Genomic DNA, 19,607 nt, shown 5'->3' with positions numbered 1-19,607 from the left:
GACGCATCCGTGCAGCGCCGCCTTTTCCGTTCCCCGCGCATGCTGCGCGCGAACGCGTGCCGCCCTGGCCCATAACGCTCGTCGCGCCTGGTATCCGCATCTGTCTCCCAGACATCTGCTCTCCCCATCGGCATGCGTCGGACTGCCGCCACTGCCTGCATGCCGCGCATCCACGCACTTCGCAGCGCGCTGCGCCGCACATTCCCGCACACCGCCTTTGCGATCACGACGCGCCCACGCTTTATCGCCGTACGCCATCGCCACCGTGGAATCGATTCCAATGCGATGAAACCCAGTGAATACGTATGCAGGCCGCGTTCGCGGCGGATTGCCGTGTCTACCATACGTCGCAGTCGCGTTACCGAAAATCGGCAGCGCGATCCCTACATCCGGCCGATTTTCCGGATCAGAAAATTTGCACGACAACATTGCCTGGGAGGGGAAAATGTTGAACCACAAGCGCAATGCGCTGACGCTGGCCGTAGCCATCGCCATGACACCGATGCTGGCCGCTGCACAGTCCGAGACGCAGTCCGCCACAGCAGCCACCGACGGTCAGGTCACAGATCTGGACAAGGTCGAGGTGACCGGCATCCGCCGCGGCATCGAGAACGCGATCGCGATCAAGAAGGATTCCACGTCCATCGTCGAGGCGATCTCGGCCGAGGACATCGGCAAGCTGCCCGACGTCAGCATCGCCGAATCGCTGGCGCGCCTACCCGGCCTGGCCGCACAGCGCGTGGCCGGCCGCGCCCAGGTCATCAGCGTGCGCGGCCTGTCGCCGGACTTCTCCACCACCCTGCTGAACGGTCGCGAGGTGGTCAGCACCGGCGACAACCGCAGCGTCGAATTCGACCAGTACCCGTCCGAACTGGTCAGCGGCGTCACCGTCTACAAGACACCCGATGCCGGCCTGGTCGGTCAGGGCCTGTCGGGCACGGTGGACATGCAGACCGCGCGCCCGCTCAGCTTCGGCGAGCGGGTGATCGCGATCGGCGGCCGCTACCAGCGCAATTCGCTGGGCAAGGCCGCCGATACCGATCCTTATGGCAACCGTTTCAGCGCCAGCTACATCGACCAGTTCGCCGATCGCACCATCGGCCTGGCGATCGGCTACGCGCATACCGACACGCCCATTCAGGAGAACCAGGTCGGCCTGTACGAACCCTGGAGCACACAGAACACCGATAGCGGCGCGCGTCCGGGTGTCGCCGCCGGCACCTACTTCTCCGACGGCATCAAGGCGCTGCGCCGCACCGGCGACTCCAAGCGCGACGGCGTGATGGCGACCCTGCAGTACCGCCCTTCCAATGCCTGGACCAGCACGCTCGATGCCTTCCACACCGAAGCCGAGCAGATCGACACCGCCAACCAGTTCGAGCTCAACCTCAGCAACTACAACGGCGGCTACACCCCGGGTCTGGCCATCGCCGGCACCCAGGTCAACGGCAACGGCACCTTCACCGGTGGCACCGCCAGCGGTGTCTATCCGCTGGTACGCGGCATGTACAACAAGCGCGAGGACAAGATCGACGCGTTCGGCTGGAACAACGAAATCAACGCCGGCGCCGTGCGGATCATCACCGACGTGAACTACTCCAAGGCTACGCGCAAGGAGCTCAATCTCGAGAACAACCTGCAGCTGACGCCGATGCCGCAGCTGGACACGGTCGGCCTGGCCTACCGCAACAACGGCTTCTCGCAGCTTTCGCCCGGGCTGGACTATTCCAACCCGGATGCGCTGTACATCACCAACACCATCTACGGCTCCGGCTACGGCAAGGCGCCGCGCGTGGAGGACGTGCTGAAGGGCGCGCGCCTGCAGGCTAGCTTCCCGATGCCCGAAGCGCTGCGCTGGTTCTCCGATCTGGACGTGGGCGTGAACTACGCCAACCGCGAGAAGGAAAAGCACCAGCCCGAAGGCAACATCACCCTGGGCGCGCAAGGCGACACTACCATCGCCTCCGACCTGCAGTACGCGCCGGTGAACCTGGGCTTCGCCGGCATTGGCTACATCCCCGCCTGGAACGTGCCGGGCGCGGTCTCGCGCTACATGGTGTTCGATCCCAGCGAGGATGCCTCGTACCTGGTCTCCAAGGCCTGGACTGTGCAGGAAAAAATCACTACTGCCTGGATGCGCGCCAACATCGACACCGAATGGGGCGCGGTGGGCGTGCGCGGCAACATCGGCGTACAGCTGCAGCACGCCGACCAGTCGTCGCAGGCGAATTACTGGGATGCCTCGCAGCCAGTCGGCAGCGAAGTGCGGCCGATCGACGAAGGCAAGACCTACAACGACTGGCTGCCGAGCTTGAATCTGGCCTTCCAGTTCCCGCACGAGCAGACCCTGCGCTTCGCGCTGGCCAAGCAGGTCGCGCGTCCGCGCGTGGACCAGCTGCGCGCCTCGCTGGAATTCGGCGTGGACAACGCCACCGGCAAGCCCGGCGCCAGCGGCGGCAACCCCACCCTCGATCCGTGGCGCGCCAACGCCCTGGACATCTCCTACGAGAAGTACTTCGGCGCCAAGGCCTATGTCGCGGCCGCGTTCTTCTACAAGGACCTGAAGAGCTACATCTACACCCAGACCCGCGACGACTACGACTTCTCCGCCCTGGTCGCCGGCTACGTGCCGCCGCCGGGCTCGGCGCCGGTGCAGACCACCGGCACCTTCAGCGCGCCGTTCAACGGCAAGGGCGGCACCCTTCGCGGCCTGGAACTGACCGCCTCGCTGCCACTGGACATGCTGTTCGCCCCGTTGGAAGGATTCGGCATCCAGGCCAGCGCCACCTTCAACGACAGCGACGTCAAGATTCGCGACCCGGAAAGCGCATCAAGCGTGGGCGACGGCGAGATCAGCCTGCCGGGCCTGTCCAAGCGCGTCTACAACCTCACCGCCTACTACGAGCGCAACGGCTTCGAAGCACGCGTCAGCCAGCGCCGGCGCTCGGACTTCATCGGCGAGATCGGCAACTTCAACGGCAACCGCACCCTGCGCTACGTGGTCGGCGAGAACATCACCGACGCGCAGATCAGTTATACCTTCGGCGACCTCAGCAGCCTGAAAGGCCTGAGCCTGCTGCTGCAGGCGAGCAACCTGAGCAACTCGCCCTACCGCACCTATGCCGAGACCAAGGATCGCCCGCTGGAATACATCGAGTGGGGCCGCACCTACGTGCTCGGGGTGAACTACAAGTTCTAGGCCACCCCTCCGTGCCTGCAGCAAGCCCGTCGGCGTGATGCCGGCGGGCTTTTTTTGTGCCCAGTACGCTGCGCAGCAGCGCCCGGCGAAACGCATCGGCCTGCCAGCCCAACTGCGCAAACGGCAATGCCCACGCACGAACACTGAATGACGTAGCGAGCGGCGCGCATGCGTTGCCCATCCCACACGCACCAATGCCCAGGGTTGTGTCAGTACCAGTGCCGGCGTCGTTCGCAACGAAACGGCCATAGGTGCCGCAAGAAACGCTTTCACCCATGGATCATGGACACGCGCGCTTCAATCAGGGCAACGGTTTTTGTGCACTGTAGGGCAACGCGAGCCGATGCTTCGCAACCTGGTCGCGCTCTAGGCGCTGCCATGGCGGCAACATGCGGGTTTTGGATATGGAACCGCGAGTAGCAAGCGATTCGCGTACATCCAGCGCGGTGACATCCAGGAGACAGGCGAACGTTCTGTGCCAGGGAGGAAATCTACACTCCCCATAGCCCGACGTTGGCATCCATGCCGCTTTCGGCTGCCTGTCACGCAGGCAGCCGAACCAGCGGACTACGCGGTGGCTACGCGCCTTCCAGACACACCATCGCGTAACCGGGCAGCTGCAGGCCACCCTCGACCTTGCCTGGGTCGATGCCAGGCACTGCCAGCTGTCGCCATTGCCCCGCGGGCAGCGCCACTTCGGTGGCTTGCGCCGACAGATTGAACGCCAACAGCAGCGTCTGCCGCGCATGCCGGCGCTGGAACATCAACACCGGCTCGGCGGTCTCGACGAACGCGATATCGCCTTCGCGCAAAGCTGCATGCCGTTTGCGCCAGGCCTGGAACTGCTGGAACGCGATCAACACCGAATGCGGATCGGCCAGTTGCGCCGCCACCGACTGCGCGCGATGCGCTGGCGCCACCGGTAGCCATGGCTTCCCGGTGCTGAAGCCGGCTTGTGCGCTGTCGTCCCACGGCATCGGCGTACGGCATCCATCGCGCCCCTTGAAGCTCGGCCAAAATGCGATGCCATACGGGTCCTGCAGCGCCTCGAACGGGACCTCGGCCTCGCCCAGGCCCAACTCCTCGCCCTGATAGACGCACACCGAACCGCGCAACGAGCACAGCAACGCGATCAGCAGCCGCGCGAACGCAGGCGTCTGCGCGCCCTGCCCCCAGCGCGTCACTGCACGCTGCACATCGTGGTTGGAAATCGCCCAACACGGCCAACCTTCGGTCATCGCCACTTCGAGACTCGACACCGTCTCGCGGATGTAGCATGCGCTGAAATCGTCGGTCAACAGCTCGAAGCTGTAGCCCATGTGCAGATGCCCGGCCCGCGTATATTCGGCGGTGGTGGCGAGCGAGTCCTCGGACGAGATCTCGCCCAGGCTCACCGTCCCGGGATAGCGATCGAGCAGACCGCGCAGCTTCTGCAGGAACGGCAGGTTCTCCGCCTGCGTGTTGTTGTAGTAGTGGTACTGGAACGCATACGGATTGTCGGGACTGAAGCCCCGCCCCACGCGCATTTCCGGGGGCTTTGGCGGATTGTCCCGCAGCAACGGATCGTGGAAGCAGAAATTGATCGCATCCAGCCGGAACCCATCCACCCCGCGCGCGAGCCAGAACTCGACATTGTCCAACGTGGCCTGCTGCACCTCGGGATTGTGGAAGTTGAGGTCCGGCTGCGACGACAGGAAGTTGTGCAGGTAGTACTGGCCACGACGCGGCTCCCACTGCCAGGCGACGCCGCCGAAGATCGACATCCAGTTGTTCGGCGGCGTGCCATCCTCGCGCGCGTCTGCCCAGACGTACCAGTCGGCCTTGGGATTGTCGCGGTTCTGGCGGCTTTCCTTGAACCACGCATGCTCCACCGACGTGTGGCTGAGCACCTGATCGATCATCACCTTCAAGCCCAGCGCATGGGCCTTGGCCAGCAAGCGATCGAAGTCGGCCATCGTGCCGAACAGCGGATCGACCTCGCGATAGTCGGCGATGTCGTAGCCGAAATCGGCCATCGGCGACTTGAAGAACGGCGAGATCCAGATCGCGTCCACGCCAAGCGCTGCGATGTAGTCCAGCTTCTGCACGATGCCGGGCAGATCGCCGATACCATCGCCGTTCGCATCGAGAAAGCTACGCGGATAGATCTGATAGATGACGGCACCGCGCCACCATGGAGCCTGAGTCATGCAACGCCCCCCTTCGGGCAGAGATCGCGTGCGCAGTGGGCACGCAGAAAGCTGCGTTAGGGTAACGTCGATGTGCGAATTGCAGAGGTGCTTGCATACGTATTCAGCGTATCGATGGCTGGTGCGTAAGGCCATCGTCCTTCGGCACAATCGGCGGCAAGGACAACATGCTAGCGCCTAGGATATCGGCGCCGATGCAAAAAATTCAACGCAGCCGCTAGCAGTCGTTACGGATTGGGCGAGCGGATCAAAAATCATAGCTTCTGGTTCAGCGGCTGATCTCTACCGCAGCCTCAATCAGGCATAGCACCAAAAATCAATAGCTTCTAAAAACAGGATTTGAACACTCTGAAACGGCAAACCTGTATTGCTTACCCCCGTCTCGACCCTGCATTTATCCATCGCTCTCTATTATGCAATTTCCACAGTCACCGCAGTTAGCCAATTTAATTGACCAAACCAATTGACATCACCTAATAGCGACGAAACACAGGCATACTACAAGCCGAATAAATCACGGAACATTCTGAAGATTTATTGGCTTTCTTACAATCCTTTTCAGCTATTGCAGTTGCGACTTTTACATTTTTTCCTGGTCGAGTCACAGGAGCGCCACCACGCTCCACCCCATTCACCGAAGGCGCAAGTATGGCGACACACTGATTAGAATACGACATCACAATGCCGCAGTTCGCGCTACCCAAAGACCGGCATTTTTCCAAAGCATCATTGATGGCGTCTTCTTTCGACGTCTTGTTGGCTGCCACTCCTGTATTTCCCGAAGTAGACATATCGGCAGCAACAGCACCGAATCTACTGTCCCATTCTCCAGCAGGCTGAGGGGGCGGTGGATCCACATAGCTAACCGAAGGCCCACATGTTGCACTGCCTGCTGCCGTACCAACCGGGCAGGCAGTTTGTGCTAGTGCACTTCCGGCAAAATAACCTGAGGCAAATAAAAAAACCGCAAGAAAATTTTTCATATAAATCACCTCAGAAAAACGCCATTACCCAACATCACCACCTGGTTTCTTTCCAGCCAACCCCATGTTTCTATTATTATAATTGAGATCCGGGCCATCGGAGCCCGCTACTCGGCTCCCATAAGTATTGACTGGATTAGTACCCACGCCATTATTTTGAACTTGCGCCTGCCCCAGATCCGAGGCACCTTGCGTTTGGCGAGGTACATAAGCCCCTCCCGGCCCAGCCGGCACCGCACCACCACCAGCACCCATCGCCGAGTACGGACTGAACTGGCCCAGCACGCCTTGGAAGAACGCAGCCGCCATCGGGGGCGCGGTCACAACCAGTGTCGTCATCACCAAGCCCAACCCTCCTTGCTGCAGCGACATGCTGCTGATGCCCTCGCCGGAAAGACTCCACCCATTTGCAGCCCATTTGGTAACGAATGCCAAAGCCACCGCCCCCACCACTTTGGTGGTGATCGCGACCATCACGCTCAATACCGACAACGAAAAAACCGTACCGATTCCGTAATACAGCCATTTGCTGAAGAGCTGCTTCGTGGCATTGAATAGCAGACACATGATGAACAGCGGCCCAAAACCAATGAACAGCGCCATCGCGATCTTGTTCAGCAGCAGCATCGAGCCGGCGACCACGCCCGGTCCGGCGATGCCCAGACCCATGAACCAGCGCGCCCGGGTCTTGTCGTCCTCCTGCTCCTTGTTGCCGGCCGCTTGCAACGCATCGATACTCGCCAATGCCGTCTGCATGAGCAGAAGGTTCTGGTCGATCTTGTCGTAAGGACTGTCGTCATCACCGGTGACTACCTGGGTGATCTCCTTGCTCAGTCCATCGGTCAGAGTCCAGTACAGCTTGGAGGAGCCAGTTGCCATGCTGGTTGCCAAGGCGATGATCAACGTGGCGCGCAGCGCTGTCACCACCATCGCCATCGCCGAATCGCGCGCCTGGCCTGTGACAATCCGATACCCCTGCAACAGGATCCACAAGGTCAGCACGGTCAATGCGATGGCACCCATCCACATCGTGGTGCGCTGCAGAAGCGCCCATTGGAAGATGTCGATCTCGTCGCGCAAATAATCGTTGATCAGCGAAAAGAACGCATAGTTGGCCATGTTGCCAAGAAAGGAGCTGAGCGCCCCACCAAGTGCGGCATCCATAAAACCAGTGGTCGTGTTAAACATGTTGGATCTTCCATGCGGGCGAGGTAGCACCCGAACCTTTGTTCAATTCGGAGATGGGCTTGGGCGGCACATCCATGCACAATGAGCGAGCGACATATTTCAAGCGGTTTCGCTTCACTTTTCGAAGCTCAGCGTTTGCATCCCGGACGGCTTGCTGCTCTTGACACCTTCGAGCGCTCCCTTCATCACCATACCGGCCACAGATGCCTTGGCCAGATCGGCGATCGGACCAGGCAAGTCCTCGAACCAACCATTGGGGCTCTTCTTCTTGCCCTTCATCGCGGCATCGGTCTGGTCGGCCTGCTCTTTCTGCAGATACTTGAGCCGGATCTCGTACGCGAACATCGCAGATTCCATCTGCTGACGATCGATATCCATCAAGGTCTTAAGCGCGATCAGCTTGTTGGTGTTGTCCTCCAGCTTGCCGATCTCGTTCTCTGCGATGTTGTTGCGCTCTTTCTCCAGATCGCGGAGGCGCTGCAGCCGCTTGGTCGTGATCTCGTACATGGCAACCATGTAGTTGTACTGAGCGTTCCTAGTCTTCTGCATCAGCTCGCAGTTGGTCTTTTGCTCGTCTGAGACTGGTGTGCCCTGGGCTCCTGCACAGTTGGCGATGCCGTAGTCCTCCTCGACCTTTTTCGGCTTCGTGTCGCCATCTTTCAACGCCTCAACCTCCTCGCCGCTGGGCTTATCCCCAGAGGGCTTGGCGCCGATCTGGTTGTCTTCGCGGATCTTGTCGAGCTTCTTGTCGAGTGTATCCGTGTTGGTCTTGTTCTCCTCGATCTGCTTGTCGTCTTGCACCCACCACTGCGCGAACGCGGTCGACGGCGCCGAAGCACACAGAACGCAAGCAATCGTCAGCAGACGGAATCGAGCGAAGGATTTCATATTGTTGTCCATATAGACCTCACAGCCAGTCATGTAGAACGAAACGATTTTTCGGGGAATGCATCGATCAGGCGAGCGCCGCGGCGCCCTTGCTGTCGGATGCCGAGGGCCTATTCGCAGACTTGCCCGACCCCTTCCGCTTGGCATAGAACTCGCTTAGCCATTGCTCGGGCCGCAAGTCATTCTGCGCCACCCCGTGCTCGGCCGCTTTCTGCTCGAGCACCTGGTGCATGATTTCGATGTTGTCGGTGGATGCCGAAATGACCGACAGCGCGTCGTCCATGCCCCTCAGGTTGAGCTGGCAGACGGACGAGCCGTGGCCCTGCTTGACCAGGAAACAGCGCGAGCGCTCGTCCAGATTGACGACCACCTGGTACTCGGCCTCGGTCAGTTTGAGGCCCTCCATGTAGTCTTCCTTGCTCGCGTTCGGATTGGGCAGCAGGATCATCGTGGCGGTCTGCTCGACCAGCGCCGCGGAAATGTCGCTGGCCAATGCATCTTCCGGACTCTGCGTGGCGAAGATGCCCAGGCCGTTCTGCTTACGGATGGTCTTCTGCTTGTTCTTGGCGAATTCCTTGAGGCCGCCCTTGCCGTCCAGGATCTTCCAGAACTCGTCCATCACGTAGATCAACGGACGCCCATCGATCAAAGCCTCGAGCCGGTGCAACAGGTAGTTGATGACCGGTACGCGCACTTCCGGGTTATCGATGACGTCGGTGTAGTCGAAGCCGATGATGCTGGCCTTTTCCAGATTGATGGTATCGACCGGATTGTCGAATACCCAACCCAGCGAGTTGCCCGAGGTCCATTTGCGCATGCGCGCATAGAGGCCGTCGTCGCCCATGTTGGGCAGGCTTTTGCGGAAATTGGTCATGCTGCGCAGCTGCATCGGCGTATCCAGCATGCCCTCGACGGCACGGAAGATGTCCTCGTCGTCGCGCGAGCTGTACTCGGCCTTGCCGGCAAGCACCTTGATCAGGTCCGCCAGGAACTGCACGTTGGCTTCGCTGCGCTCGCACTGGAACGGATTGAAGCCGGTGGGGCGACCATTCTCCAGCGCGAGATAATTGCCGCCGCAGGCGCGAACGAAGATCTCGGCGCCGCGATCCTTGTCGAAGAAGAAGATCGTCGGGATCGGATCGAACTTCTGCACCTGACTGAGCAGGAAGTTGATCAATGCCGTCTTACCGGTACCGGACTTGCCGATGACCATCGTATTGGCGATCGCCTTTTCGCCCAGCGAATTCTCCGCAGGGTGCGTCGCATGGAAATTGAAGTAGTACGGCTGGCCGTTGGTGGTCTGCAGGGTGGTGACGCATTCGCCCCACGGATTGTTGTCGCGCTTGCCCTGCGCGAAGTTGTGCAACGGCGACAGGCCCAGGAAGTTCAGCGAACTCACGTTTGCCAGACGGGTGCGATAGCGCCAGTTGCCGGGAAGCTGCGAATAGAACGACGAGGCGATGGCCAGGTCTTCCTTCGAAGAGACGAAGCCGGCATTGGACAGTTCGGCGCGCGTGGTCGCGATCTGTTGCGAAAGCTTTTCCTGGGTGTCGGCGTAGACCGCAATGGTGAAGTGGTACTCGCCGAGCACGAAATTGCCCGACGACAGCTGATCCATCGCCAGGTCCAGCTCATGGATCTGGCTGACCGCCTTGTCGCCGGACGAGATCATCATGCCCTTGGTCCGATCCAGCACCTTCAGCGCATCGTGACGCCCCATCGGGCTGAAGGAATGCGTTACCACGTATTCGAAATCGAGGTACTTCAGCCCGTTCAGAATGCCCGGATACGTACCGTCGGTGTATTCCTTGATATTCAGGATGGCGCCGAAATGATTGGTGCCTTCGGGTGTCTTGATGACGAAGTCGCCGGTCTTGTTCGCAAACATATGCTTGCTCACCGGCAGGTATGCAGGCACCGGCGCCTGCAGGACCGGCACCGGCTCGTCGATCCGGTTGATCAGATAGCCGAAGAATTCCAGCGCTTCGGAAAAGACGACGCCGTTGCTGGCCTCGTACATGCTCAGCCGATACGGCGAGTAGTCCTTGAGCACGGCCTCGACGTTGCCGGCCAGCTCCACGATCTTGGCAATGGACTGATCCTGCTCCGACTGCAGCTGCGCCAGGTTGGCCGACTTTTCCATCAAGCGCTTCCCGGTGACGACCGGGCGATACAGCATGGTCAGATACAGCTCGTTCTGCATGATCTTCTGCGATGAGAGCGCGCTGTAATACTGATCGGACAATTCTTGATTGAACGTCTGCTGAAACTTGCCGCGGGACTTGATGCGGCGGCGACGCCGCACGTCGTGCACCCAAAAGGCCACGTTGGCGAAGTCGGGAGCGCGCAAGGTCTGAAGCATGCGGTTGAAGGTGTTGTGGCGGTGCTCGATTTCCCACTCTTCACGGCCGACGAAAGGCAGCCCGCCCAAATGCCAGGTCAACATGTAGTCCCCACCCGTCGTCTTGAGCACCGATGGCGCTACATGCGTAGAGATGGGAATGAACTCGCTGATCGAACTGTCTGGGATGAACATAGGGAATTACTCTGAATCCATTTCGTCTTGCCAAGGCCCGATTCGGACGAACCGGGAGTAGTCGAACGCGTACCTACTACAAAATTTATGCAACACGGTAAAACCGAACAACCCCACGCACGAAACGACTCGTTCGTGCATGGGGTTCAGGCACCGACACAATGCCGAACTTACGGCTTGGCGCCAGGCACGTTTCTCCGATATTCGTTAGGGGAAAACACCCAGGCGCCGGAGTAGCGCTGCAGGTTGCGCACGCGCATCCTGAACAACCAACGCAGTCCAAGCATCCTGAATATCATCTCGTCACGCTTAGTCATCTGCTGCAACCCAAAGATAATCACCGGGATCGACAACAGATACCAAAGATCGAAGTACATTCCCGCCAGCAAGCCGCCACCTGCGCCGATGAAAAAGGGGATGTAGGGCACCCCCATGAACATGGCGGGGCGCGTGCAGCCACGGAAAAGTACGTTTTTATGCATAGTGCTGCAGCGCCTGCTGGACGAGATTCATGGTCGTGGCCGAGCAGGTGGAACCGGTGTCGCCGATCAGCATCTTGGCCAGCTGTCCCGCGGCTCCGATCAATACGCCACCGATCAGGATCGACGAAACATCCGAGATGCGCTTGTGTGCGAACGCGATCTGGTAGCCGGCGACGATGACGGCAATGGTCACGACCGCGATCGAGCCCATGTTGAGCAGATTGTTGGTCTTGGTGAGGAAGCCACAGACCTTGCCGTCGGTACCGGCGTAATCGGTCGCGCCCGTCGCCATCGCCGCACCGGCGACCAGCAACGAACCTACGAAAATGGCGGCCTTCAGCGCGGCCATGCCGGCCATCTTGGCGCCCGTGGTCATTTCGCTCTTCTTGGACATCATGGTGTATCTCCTGATTGGAACAGAGGGGTGGTGATGGAAACGCCATTCCCATGGCGGTGCTGCTTCCCTACGCTAGAAGACAAAGGCGCCATCGCCGGGGGCCAGCGGTGGCGAATTCAAGCTCGGGACGGCCGGCTCTGCGGAACCACCAAGGGCCGAACCCCTGGCCACAGATGCTTGCGAAGCTGGATCGGCTCCGCCACCAGCAGGCACCGCCACTCCTTTGCCGGCGCTTGTCGGGCGTATTACATATAGTTCCGCATCGGTGCCGGCCGCTTGACCCATTCGCACTGCGGCGGCATTCGGTGCTGCATTGGAAAGCTGCGCTGCTGGATGCACCTGGGCAGGCGCTGCAGCCGCGGCTGGAGAAGGCTGGACCTGGGCAGCCAGACCGTTGGCTAGCTGGTTGGCGCCTGCGATGCGACGCGAGACGACCGAATCGATTTCGCGGACGACGGAGGCCTTGGCGGCCTGAGCCGGGCGATGAACGCCGTTCGGCACGACGGGGATGGCATCGGCGGACGCGACGGCGAGCGCCCTACCCTGATTGATGGATGCGTAGACCTTCTGCACATAGCCGTGCTTGTAGCCGGTCTCGAAATTGCCCGAGTAATAGCAACTGAAGGACTTGCCCCAGTTGCCGCCGGAGCGGCCATAGCACTCGGCCAGAATCCGTGAGGCCGCCTGCAGGTTGGGGCAGGTCTTGAACGCCTTCTCGTACGAATCGAGCCCGTACTTGAGCAGGTTGTAGCGGTTGACCTGGCCCAGGCCGAGAGAAAAATTGTAACCCTTGTCTTCGAGCATCCGTGCCGTGGCGACGGCCTCGGAGAGATTCTGCGGCTGGCGCACCAGGCGGCCCCCGACGACACCGATCGCGAACGGATTGTGCGACGACTCGACGCGCACGACGTGCTGCATCACTTCAGCCGGAACTGCCATTTCGGGACAGCTCAGTAGTTCCATGCCTGGCAACATGCCGTCATTCCTCCTATATCCGTCGACTATTGGCCTGAGAACCATACAGCCGCAGATCACGCAAATTAATAGTGTCTGAAGAGAAAATCAAAGTCAATCCGACAAGGATTCAGCAATCACTTTCGTGAACAAATTCACTTGCTTCCATGAAGGGTGCGCTCCGGATCGAAATCGATACCCGTGATATAGCGACGACCCGCATGCGACTTAATATGCACCACGATATCGATCGTCATCATCAGCAGGCGCTTGATGACCGAGAACTCCAGCCCCGAGCCCTCTGCCGACGCCTTGACCATCAACGCGAGCTGGTCCCAGGTCTGGCCGATGCTGCCTGCGTGACAGCTGGTGATCGACCCCGGATGGCCGGATGCGCAATTTCTGATGAAGTAGAACGATTCGTCGCCGCGCAACTCCGCCAGGATGATGCGATCGGGCTTCATACGCAGACAAGCTTCCATGCAGCTTTTCGCCGTCACATTACTCGCACTTTGTCCACCTTTCGAGTAGAGCAAATGCACGGTATTGGGCTGACTGATGAACAACTCGCGCGCGTCTTCGATCGTGACTAGGCGCTCTTCGTTGGGAATATGATTCACCAGCGACTTCATGAACGTGGTCTTGCCGCTACCGGTGGCGCCGGCGACGACGACGTTCTTCTTGAACAGCACAGCCTTCTTGAAGAACTCCGAATAATTGCGCTGCCTGCGCAGTTCCAGCAGTTCGTGATCCTGCTCGCCGATACCCGCTTCCTGCTCGAGGATCTCCTTGAAAAAGCCGTCTTCCTGATACTGCTCCAGGGTCTTGGTGTGCTTGGACGGCAACCGGATCGTGATCGACACCTTGCCCGCGTCGCACGCAGGCGGAATAACGAACTGCGCACGCTGCCCGGTCGGAAACGTAAGCGACACGACCGGATCGGTATCGGTAATGCGCTGCCCCGTGTTGCTCTCGTTGACTACCGCGGTGCAGAACTGGCGCGCACGATCGAAGGTCAGCGACGGAATATCCAGTTTCTGCCAACCGCGCAGCGTTTCCAGATACAGCTCACCGGGACGGTTGATGCAGATTTCCGTCACTTCCGGCGAATTCAGATAATCCAGGATGCCCAGCACTGAGTACTGGTAATCCAGGAAATCCGAAGATATCTGCGCGGTTGGTGAATCGTCGAGCGTCACGTGATTGTCTCTTCGCTATCAGCGGGCGAGCACGGCAGTGAAATCCACGTCTTTGGCGACATAGACGCTGACCACGGTGCCTTGGTTGATCGTCACCGTCGCAGGACGGCGTCCCGAGCGCTCCAGCGCCTGGTCGGCCATGCGCTGCACCGCGCGCGCCGTGTTGCTCTCGAACGGCTGCTCGGTCACCAGGCCGGAGTTGAGACCGACCGTCGTGGTCTGCGGACCGTGCTCGGCTGCCGCCCATTTGAACGCATCGCTGAGCATGCTGATCATCAGGGCGGAAGAGATACGGCTGGCCCAATGCGCGTTGTACTGGCCCGGATGGCCTGAGCTGCCGAGGTTGTCGATACCAGGCCCCATCAGCGACACATCGATACCGGTGGGCGTGGTGATCCGATCCCAGATGACCTCCATGCGCGGCCCGGTCGGTTCGACCGAATCGTATTTACCCAACAGCTTGGAGCCCTTCGGCAACAGCAAACGCCTGCCGTTGATGGAGTACACCGGCTCGGTGATGATGCAGGAGGTGAAGCCCGCAAAATCGCTGATGATGCGTGTCTCGAGCACGCAGCGGATATAGGTGCCACGCACCAGCAGGCCGTCAGGATTGGCGATCGGCTTCGCCGAGGTTTCCTGGTCCTGTCCCTGGCCGGCGCCGGGCTGCTGCGCGCCGGGAGGCAGGATCCCGCCAAACCCTTGCTGCCCGCCGCCCACCTGAGCCGGATCCTGCATCCCCGCCATGCGCCGCTCGAGCAGCGAGGGACCGCGTTCCTGCTGCGCAGCAGGCGCGTTACGGATATCGCTGTCGGTGGGCATTGGCGGCAGTGGCGGCAGGCTCTGCTCCTGCGCCAACGGCACAGGCTCGGCGGGTTGCGTCGGCAATGGCGCCGTCTGCGGAAGCGCAGGCGCCACCACGGCCTCCTGGCGCGGCTTCGGCGGCGGCTCTTTCGAGTCGCTTCCGCCAACCAGCCAGAAAATGGCCACGATCAGCAGCAACGCGATGCCGCCCAGGAACAGCAACGCCTTCCGGTTGAGCTTCTGCAGGTCGCTGGACCTCAGAACCGGTTCGTTGGCATCGAGGTCGGGATCCGCTGTTTGCTGTTGCCGGGCGAAGTAGGGATTTTCCTTGCCCACATCTCCGCCTTGCGGAGAACGAGGAAGCTGGCCCTCGTTGTGGCCGTTATTTTCGTCAGACGGAGGCATGTTTGAGTTCACTTTTGCTTATTCCTACGCAAGCCGACAACGTTCTTGCCGTGGCGAACAACCAGGAAAGGATAGGTCCCGTGGACGATCAGCGTATTGCCCTCGACCGTCGTGTTGACCAAGAAGTCCTCGTCATTTTCCTTTTCGCGCGCAAACACGGCCGGGAAATTGCCGGTGGGGAACCTGGTGAGATCCATCTTGATATAGGTGAACTTGCCGTCGTCATACACACTGTTGGGCACGATCCAGGTCTGCTTCGAGCGCGTCGAGTAGTCGTAATCGAAGTAGTAGTGCCTGTCCTTGGACAGCCTGGTATCGATCTGCGACTCGTCCTTCACCTCTTCGCTGGCAGCCGCGAAGCTGGTGTCCTTGGGATAGACGAAGGTCACTTTGTACTGGACGCCGGCCTGCTTGGCTTGCTCAAGCCGCTGCCAATCGGTCGCCACGACCTTCAATTCCAGAATGTAGGAATGGGTCGCGGTGCGGATCATCATATTGGTGTCGACGTCGACGTTCTTCGGCTTCAGATAGAAGACGTTCTCGCGACGGCTCAACTCCCAACCACTGGTGAAACCAGTGCTGTAATCGAGGATCTTTTCGTTCGGGCTCAGCTCGACCTGCGTGGTGATGCCGAGTCCGGTACGCACCTGGTAGATCTTGTCCGCTTCGTACTCGTATTGCTGGACAACTTGAGCGGACGCGAGCGGCGCAACCAAAGCCAGGGCCGCCAACGCCAGACGCGCCGAGCCGTTTTTAGTCATGAAACTCATCTAACGTTCGCTCCATTGCCATTGTTCTGAGGTGCAGCGTTGGGCACGGGCGCTGCTTGGGCGGGCTGTGCACCCGGATACACAGGCACGCCGGCAGCGTTCATTACCGGAGCCTGCTGCTGAGCGGGGACCGTTCCATTGACACCCGGCGCACCAGGTTGCGCCATCGGCTGGCCCGGCACCTGACCCGGCATGACCTGTTGCTGGCCTGCCGGCATGGCCTGGTCGACGGGTGCCGCCTGCACTGCCGGTGCCTGCAACGCTGCCGGCGGCGGTGCAGGAATCGAGGCATAGTCCGTGTCGACGCGGTAATCAGTCACCTGAAAACCCAGCGGATTCTCTACTCGCAGGTTATCGGACATGGCCAGATTGCCGTTGTAGCGAAAGCCCATGATCGCGAACCGATTGTCCAGCAGCGTGGTCTGTCCCGACTTCTTGTCGTATATGCTGCGCTGGAAGCGGACATTGGCGCCGGTATAGGGCTTGCCGGCACCACCCAGCAAGGTGATGCTCAGGATGTTGACGCGGATGGACCTGACCTTGCCATAGATGAAATAAGGCGCAGATGGATTGTTCGGCGCATGCAGCGCCCGATACTCGTTGGCAACTGCGCCATCTTTCTCCGACATCGCAAAGACGGTGTTCCAGTCGTTGAGCCCCATCATCTCGAAATCGTAGGATTCGCGAGCAGTGATGAAGCGCGACACATTGCTTCTGGCCAGCGCCTCGCTTGCAGTGATGTTGCGCACATCGCCGGTGTTCTGCAGAACGGCGACCGTTGCAGTGCCGGTGTAGGCATCGGCCATCACCAGGTAGGGAGTCTTCTCCTTCAACGGCAGCATGTAGTAATAGCCGCCGCCCAACAGCAGGCACATGACGATCGCGCCGAACGCGACCCACCACGCGCGGCGCTCGCTGCGCCGCGCCAGATCAGCGATGCTGATCTCGTAGTTGACAGCCTTTGCAACCGCCTTGTTGACGCTTTCGCTCTCAACTGGTTTTTTACCGAACATCAGACTTCACCAGGTTACGTAATGTGGCTGCGGAGGCACATGGACGGCCTCCGAAAGTAAAGTCACTTCGCGTTGCCATCGCCGGCCGGCGCCGCAGTCCCGCTCAGCGAAGAAGATGGCTGCACGAGAATGCGGTTGCCCGCAGCGGAGACGGTGACGCCTTCCTGCGCATAGACCACGCTGAGTTCGGCGACCGCCTGCTGGATGCTCGTGGTGTTGATCTTGGCCACCGGCGCATAGAGCGTGTAGTCGGACTGGATGCTGTAGCTCAACTGCATGTTCGAGTCCTTGGCCCAGCGCTCGAGCATCGTCTTCAGGGTGCCGTCCATCGGCACCGCCTGATACACGTACGAGGAGTACAGCGGGATCTCCATCGTCGACTCGGAGAACCGGTTGACCGGCTTCCACCTGCCGCGGAAATCAGGCGCCGGCCTGGTGGCACAGGCGCTCAGCAGCGCAACGGCGCTCAGAGTGGCGATCATCCGAAACATATGCGTTCTTTTCACGCGAGCCTCTAAATTGCGGAAACGTTTTTTGATGGACGGCCGGCAAACGGCCGACGGTCTGAGAACTGCAGGTTTCGCCACAGGGACGGCACGGCGCGATGCACAGTCGGCGCAAGAGCCTGATGACAGAGTCGGGGATCGCGTAGATCCGGCGCACGCACGCGCTCCTGCAGACGAAGGACGTCCGAGGACAGGCTTTCAGCGCCGAGAAAAACGGAATTTGTCAGAAAACTTTCCATGTCACCCTCGCGTGCGTCCTGGGAACCCACGCCCCTGTTCCTATTGCCAATTGCCCCGCACCAGCATCGCGAGAATGTGCCGCAGGGCCATGCTCACGTCAAGCTTTTGGCAAAAAAGCGTTCAATCCAGCCAGATTGCCAATAATTTTGCGAACCACGTCACCCTATGTCACAAGGAAAGTGTCGGCACATTGACCTTCGGCTTCAGCCTTGCGGTGAAGTGCCTGTCCTTGTAGTACTTGATCTTGTCGCACTTCACCGGATGCGGGATGCCCTCGTACAGGAACACCTCGTGATCGTTCCCCATCGCCTTCAGTTCCTGCGGCAGCATCAGCGCCCGCCTCTCTTCCGACACGCTGCGGGTCACGTCCTTGCCGCGCGTCACATTCTGTTTGCGGAAGGTGGTGTAGCCGAGCATCTCCGAGTAGTCGTTGGCGTCCTGCTGCTCGCGCGGAGCGTAGAGGATCTGCAGTGCATGGTTCGTGATGATGGTCCGCGACACGTCCTTGCCATAGGTTGCGTCCAGCTGCGCCATGCTTTGGATGATCGGCAGAAGCCGAACATTGTAGCCGGCCATGTATGACACCGCCGAGGCGATGATGTCGACCTTGCCGATCGCGGTGAACTCGTCCATCAGCAGCAGGCATTGGTACTTCAACGCCGGATTGCTCTTGGGCAGTTCCTTGGTGTTGAGGTTGATGATCTGGCTGAAGAACAGGTTGATGATCAGGCGGCTCTCGGCCAGCTTGTTGGGCTGGATGCCGATGTAGATGGTCATCTTCTTCTTGCGCAGGTCGGTCAGCAGGAAGTCGTTGTCGCTGGTGGCCGCGTCGAGCACCGGGTTGATCCAGGCATTGAGCGGCTCCTTCAATGTGCCCAGGATCGATGCGAAGGTCTCCTCGGCCTGCGACAGCATGTTGGAGAACGCCGACTTGGCGTTGCTGCTGAGGAAGCGCCGTTCCGACAGCGATTTGAGGTATTTCTTCAGGTCGCTGCCATCGCCCGAGGACAGGCGGTAGATCGCCCCCAGCGTCGGGGTGCCCAGACCGCCGGGGAAGCCGATGTTGCGTTCGTCGTCCCAGTTCTCGAACAGGTACAGCGCGAACGCCATGAACGCGTTGCGCGCCTGGCTGACCCAGAATTTCTGGTCGTCCGATCCATCCGGATACAGCATCGCGGCGATGCTCATCAGGTCCGAGACGCGGAACGCGGGGTCGTCGGACACGTAGCTGAGCGGATTCCAGCGATGCGTGCGTCGGTCCTCGGCGAACGGGTTGAACAGGAACACCTCCTGCCCCTGGCTGGCGCGCCAACCGCTGGTGAGGTCGAAGTTTTCCTGCTTGATGTCCAGGACCACCACCGATTCCTGGTATTCGAGCAGGTTCGGGATCACCACGCCGACGCCCTTGCCGGAACGGGTGGGCGCGGCCAGGATGACGAACTGCTGACCGCTCAGGCGCACCAGCTTGCCGCGGAACTTGCCGACCACGATGCCGTTGCCGCTCTGCTTGAACAGGCCGTGCTTGGCCAGGTCGGCGGCACCGGCGAAACGGGCGTCGCCGTGCAAGGCCTGCTTGCGCGGCTTGAACATCAGTACCAGCGTCAGCAGGCACAGCGACCCGGGCAAGCCGAAGCCCAGGTAGCCGGCCCACTTGATCTTGCCGACGAAGGGCGCGACCTGCGGCAAGCCTATGGCATGCACGTATTCGTAATAAGTGCCCAGTCCGAACAGGCGCGTATCCAGCTTGAGCAGCAGCAGCACCAGGTAGCCGGACAGGAAATAGCCGACAACGGCAGTGAGTGCGACGACGACCACAGCCGCAACGATCTTACGATTCGACAAGCCCCTATCCTCCCT

15 protein-coding genes are annotated in these 19,607 nt (G+C 60.3%); 1 reads left to right on the top strand and 14 read right to left on the bottom strand.

Annotated elements, in window-relative coordinates; genetic code table 11:
• The first annotated feature begins 445 nt into the window (after positions 1 to 445).
• Complete coding sequence (locus tag AB8810_RS09575; protein ID WP_206259877.1) at positions 446 to 3,199, top strand: TonB-dependent receptor; 2,754 nt, start codon at positions 446 to 448, stop codon at positions 3,197 to 3,199.
• A 578-nt stretch (positions 3,200 to 3,777) separates the two neighbouring features.
• Here AB8810_RS09575 and AB8810_RS09570 read toward each other — a convergent pair.
• From AB8810_RS09570 to AB8810_RS09505, 14 genes are all read right to left on the bottom strand, one after another.
• Entirely contained in the window at positions 3,778 to 5,388 is a 1,611-nt protein-coding gene (locus AB8810_RS09570) for an alpha-glucosidase (protein WP_369916654.1), read from the bottom strand.
• A gap of 473 nt (positions 5,389 to 5,861) precedes the next feature.
• Positions 5,862 to 6,371 carry a DUF4189 domain-containing protein gene (locus tag AB8810_RS09565; RefSeq protein WP_369916359.1) on the bottom strand — a complete coding sequence of 170 codons (510 nt, stop codon included), beginning with the start codon at positions 6,369 to 6,371 and terminating at the stop codon, positions 5,862 to 5,864.
• Between the two features lie 24 nt (positions 6,372 to 6,395).
• Positions 6,396 to 7,535 (bottom strand): type IV secretion system protein, encoded by a 1,140-nt coding sequence (locus tag AB8810_RS09560; RefSeq protein WP_369916653.1) that lies wholly within the window; start codon positions 7,533 to 7,535, stop codon positions 6,396 to 6,398.
• A 138-nt stretch (positions 7,536 to 7,673) separates the two neighbouring features.
• Entirely contained in the window at positions 7,674 to 8,447 is a 774-nt protein-coding gene (locus AB8810_RS09555; protein ID WP_179565396.1) for a hypothetical protein, read from the bottom strand.
• A 67-nt stretch (positions 8,448 to 8,514) separates the two neighbouring features.
• A complete protein-coding gene (locus AB8810_RS09550) occupies positions 8,515 to 10,983 on the bottom strand; it encodes a VirB4 family type IV secretion/conjugal transfer ATPase (protein WP_369916358.1) in 2,469 nt (822 codons plus the stop codon).
• A gap of 170 nt (positions 10,984 to 11,153) precedes the next feature.
• Positions 11,154 to 11,465: a type IV secretion system protein VirB3 gene (locus AB8810_RS09545; protein WP_179565400.1), complete on the bottom strand. Its 312-nt coding sequence runs from the start codon at positions 11,463 to 11,465 to the stop codon at positions 11,154 to 11,156.
• Entirely contained in the window at positions 11,458 to 11,859 is a 402-nt protein-coding gene (locus AB8810_RS09540) for a TrbC/VirB2 family protein (RefSeq protein ID WP_179565684.1), read from the bottom strand. The genes AB8810_RS09545 and AB8810_RS09540 overlap by 8 nt, the downstream gene beginning before the upstream one ends.
• Positions 11,860 to 11,934: 75 nt before the next feature.
• Complete coding sequence (locus AB8810_RS09535; RefSeq protein WP_369916357.1) at positions 11,935 to 12,837, bottom strand: lytic transglycosylase domain-containing protein; 903 nt, start codon at positions 12,835 to 12,837, stop codon at positions 11,935 to 11,937.
• Between the two features lie 134 nt (positions 12,838 to 12,971).
• Positions 12,972 to 14,015 (bottom strand): P-type DNA transfer ATPase VirB11, encoded by a 1,044-nt coding sequence (virB11, locus tag AB8810_RS09530; RefSeq protein ID WP_179565404.1) that lies wholly within the window; start codon positions 14,013 to 14,015, stop codon positions 12,972 to 12,974.
• A gap of 18 nt (positions 14,016 to 14,033) precedes the next feature.
• Positions 14,034 to 15,233, bottom strand: coding sequence for a TrbI/VirB10 family protein (locus AB8810_RS09525; RefSeq protein ID WP_369916356.1), 1,200 nt, complete (start codon positions 15,231 to 15,233; stop codon positions 14,034 to 14,036).
• Positions 15,230 to 15,991 carry a TrbG/VirB9 family P-type conjugative transfer protein gene (locus AB8810_RS09520; RefSeq protein ID WP_179565408.1) on the bottom strand — a complete coding sequence of 254 codons (762 nt, stop codon included), beginning with the start codon at positions 15,989 to 15,991 and terminating at the stop codon, positions 15,230 to 15,232. Before AB8810_RS09520 ends, AB8810_RS09525 begins: the two co-directional genes overlap by 4 nt.
• A complete protein-coding gene (locus tag AB8810_RS09515; RefSeq protein WP_191823963.1) occupies positions 15,988 to 17,004 on the bottom strand; it encodes a virB8 family protein in 1,017 nt (338 codons plus the stop codon). Before AB8810_RS09515 ends, AB8810_RS09520 begins: the two co-directional genes overlap by 4 nt.
• A 62-nt stretch (positions 17,005 to 17,066) precedes the next feature.
• Complete coding sequence (locus tag AB8810_RS09510) at positions 17,067 to 17,495, bottom strand: hypothetical protein (RefSeq protein ID WP_179565412.1); 429 nt, start codon at positions 17,493 to 17,495, stop codon at positions 17,067 to 17,069.
• Positions 17,496 to 17,918: 423 nt separating this feature from the next.
• Positions 17,919 to 19,592: a type IV secretory system conjugative DNA transfer family protein gene (locus tag AB8810_RS09505; RefSeq protein ID WP_369916355.1), complete on the bottom strand. Its 1,674-nt coding sequence runs from the start codon at positions 19,590 to 19,592 to the stop codon at positions 17,919 to 17,921.
• Positions 19,593 to 19,607 lie beyond the last annotated feature (15 nt).

The organism is Xanthomonas sp. NCPPB 3005 (genome assembly GCF_041228095.2).
In the GTDB taxonomy this organism is placed as follows: Bacteria; Pseudomonadota; Gammaproteobacteria; order Xanthomonadales; family Xanthomonadaceae; genus Xanthomonas_A; species Xanthomonas_A bonasiae.
This window is presented reverse-complemented; position numbering and strand designations above follow the sequence as displayed.

Coding starts and splice junctions, on each gene's coding strand:
- AB8810_RS09510 (WP_179565412.1), bottom strand. CDS start 17,495: ATGTTTCGGATGATCGCCACTCTGAGCGCCGTTGCGCTGCTGAGCGCC.
- AB8810_RS09515 (WP_191823963.1), bottom strand. CDS start 17,004: ATGTTCGGTAAAAAACCAGTTGAGAGCGAAAGCGTCAACAAGGCGGTT.
- AB8810_RS09545 (WP_179565400.1), bottom strand. CDS start 11,465: ATGCATAAAAACGTACTTTTCCGTGGCTGCACGCGCCCCGCCATGTTC.
- AB8810_RS09570 (WP_369916654.1), bottom strand. CDS start 5,388: ATGACTCAGGCTCCATGGTGGCGCGGTGCCGTCATCTATCAGATCTAT.
- AB8810_RS09540 (WP_179565684.1), bottom strand. CDS start 11,859: ATGTCCAAGAAGAGCGAAATGACCACGGGCGCCAAGATGGCCGGCATG.
- AB8810_RS09535 (WP_369916357.1), bottom strand. CDS start 12,837: ATGTTGCCAGGCATGGAACTACTGAGCTGTCCCGAAATGGCAGTTCCG.
- AB8810_RS09520 (WP_179565408.1), bottom strand. CDS start 15,991: ATGAGTTTCATGACTAAAAACGGCTCGGCGCGTCTGGCGTTGGCGGCC.
- AB8810_RS09565 (WP_369916359.1), bottom strand. CDS start 6,371: ATGAAAAATTTTCTTGCGGTTTTTTTATTTGCCTCAGGTTATTTTGCC.
- AB8810_RS09560 (WP_369916653.1), bottom strand. CDS start 7,535: ATGGATGCCGCACTTGGTGGGGCGCTCAGCTCCTTTCTTGGCAACATG.
- AB8810_RS09550 (WP_369916358.1), bottom strand. CDS start 10,983: ATGTTCATCCCAGACAGTTCGATCAGCGAGTTCATTCCCATCTCTACG.
- AB8810_RS09555 (WP_179565396.1), bottom strand. CDS start 8,447: ATGAAATCCTTCGCTCGATTCCGTCTGCTGACGATTGCTTGCGTTCTG.
- AB8810_RS09575 (WP_206259877.1), top strand. CDS start 446: ATGTTGAACCACAAGCGCAATGCGCTGACGCTGGCCGTAGCCATCGCC.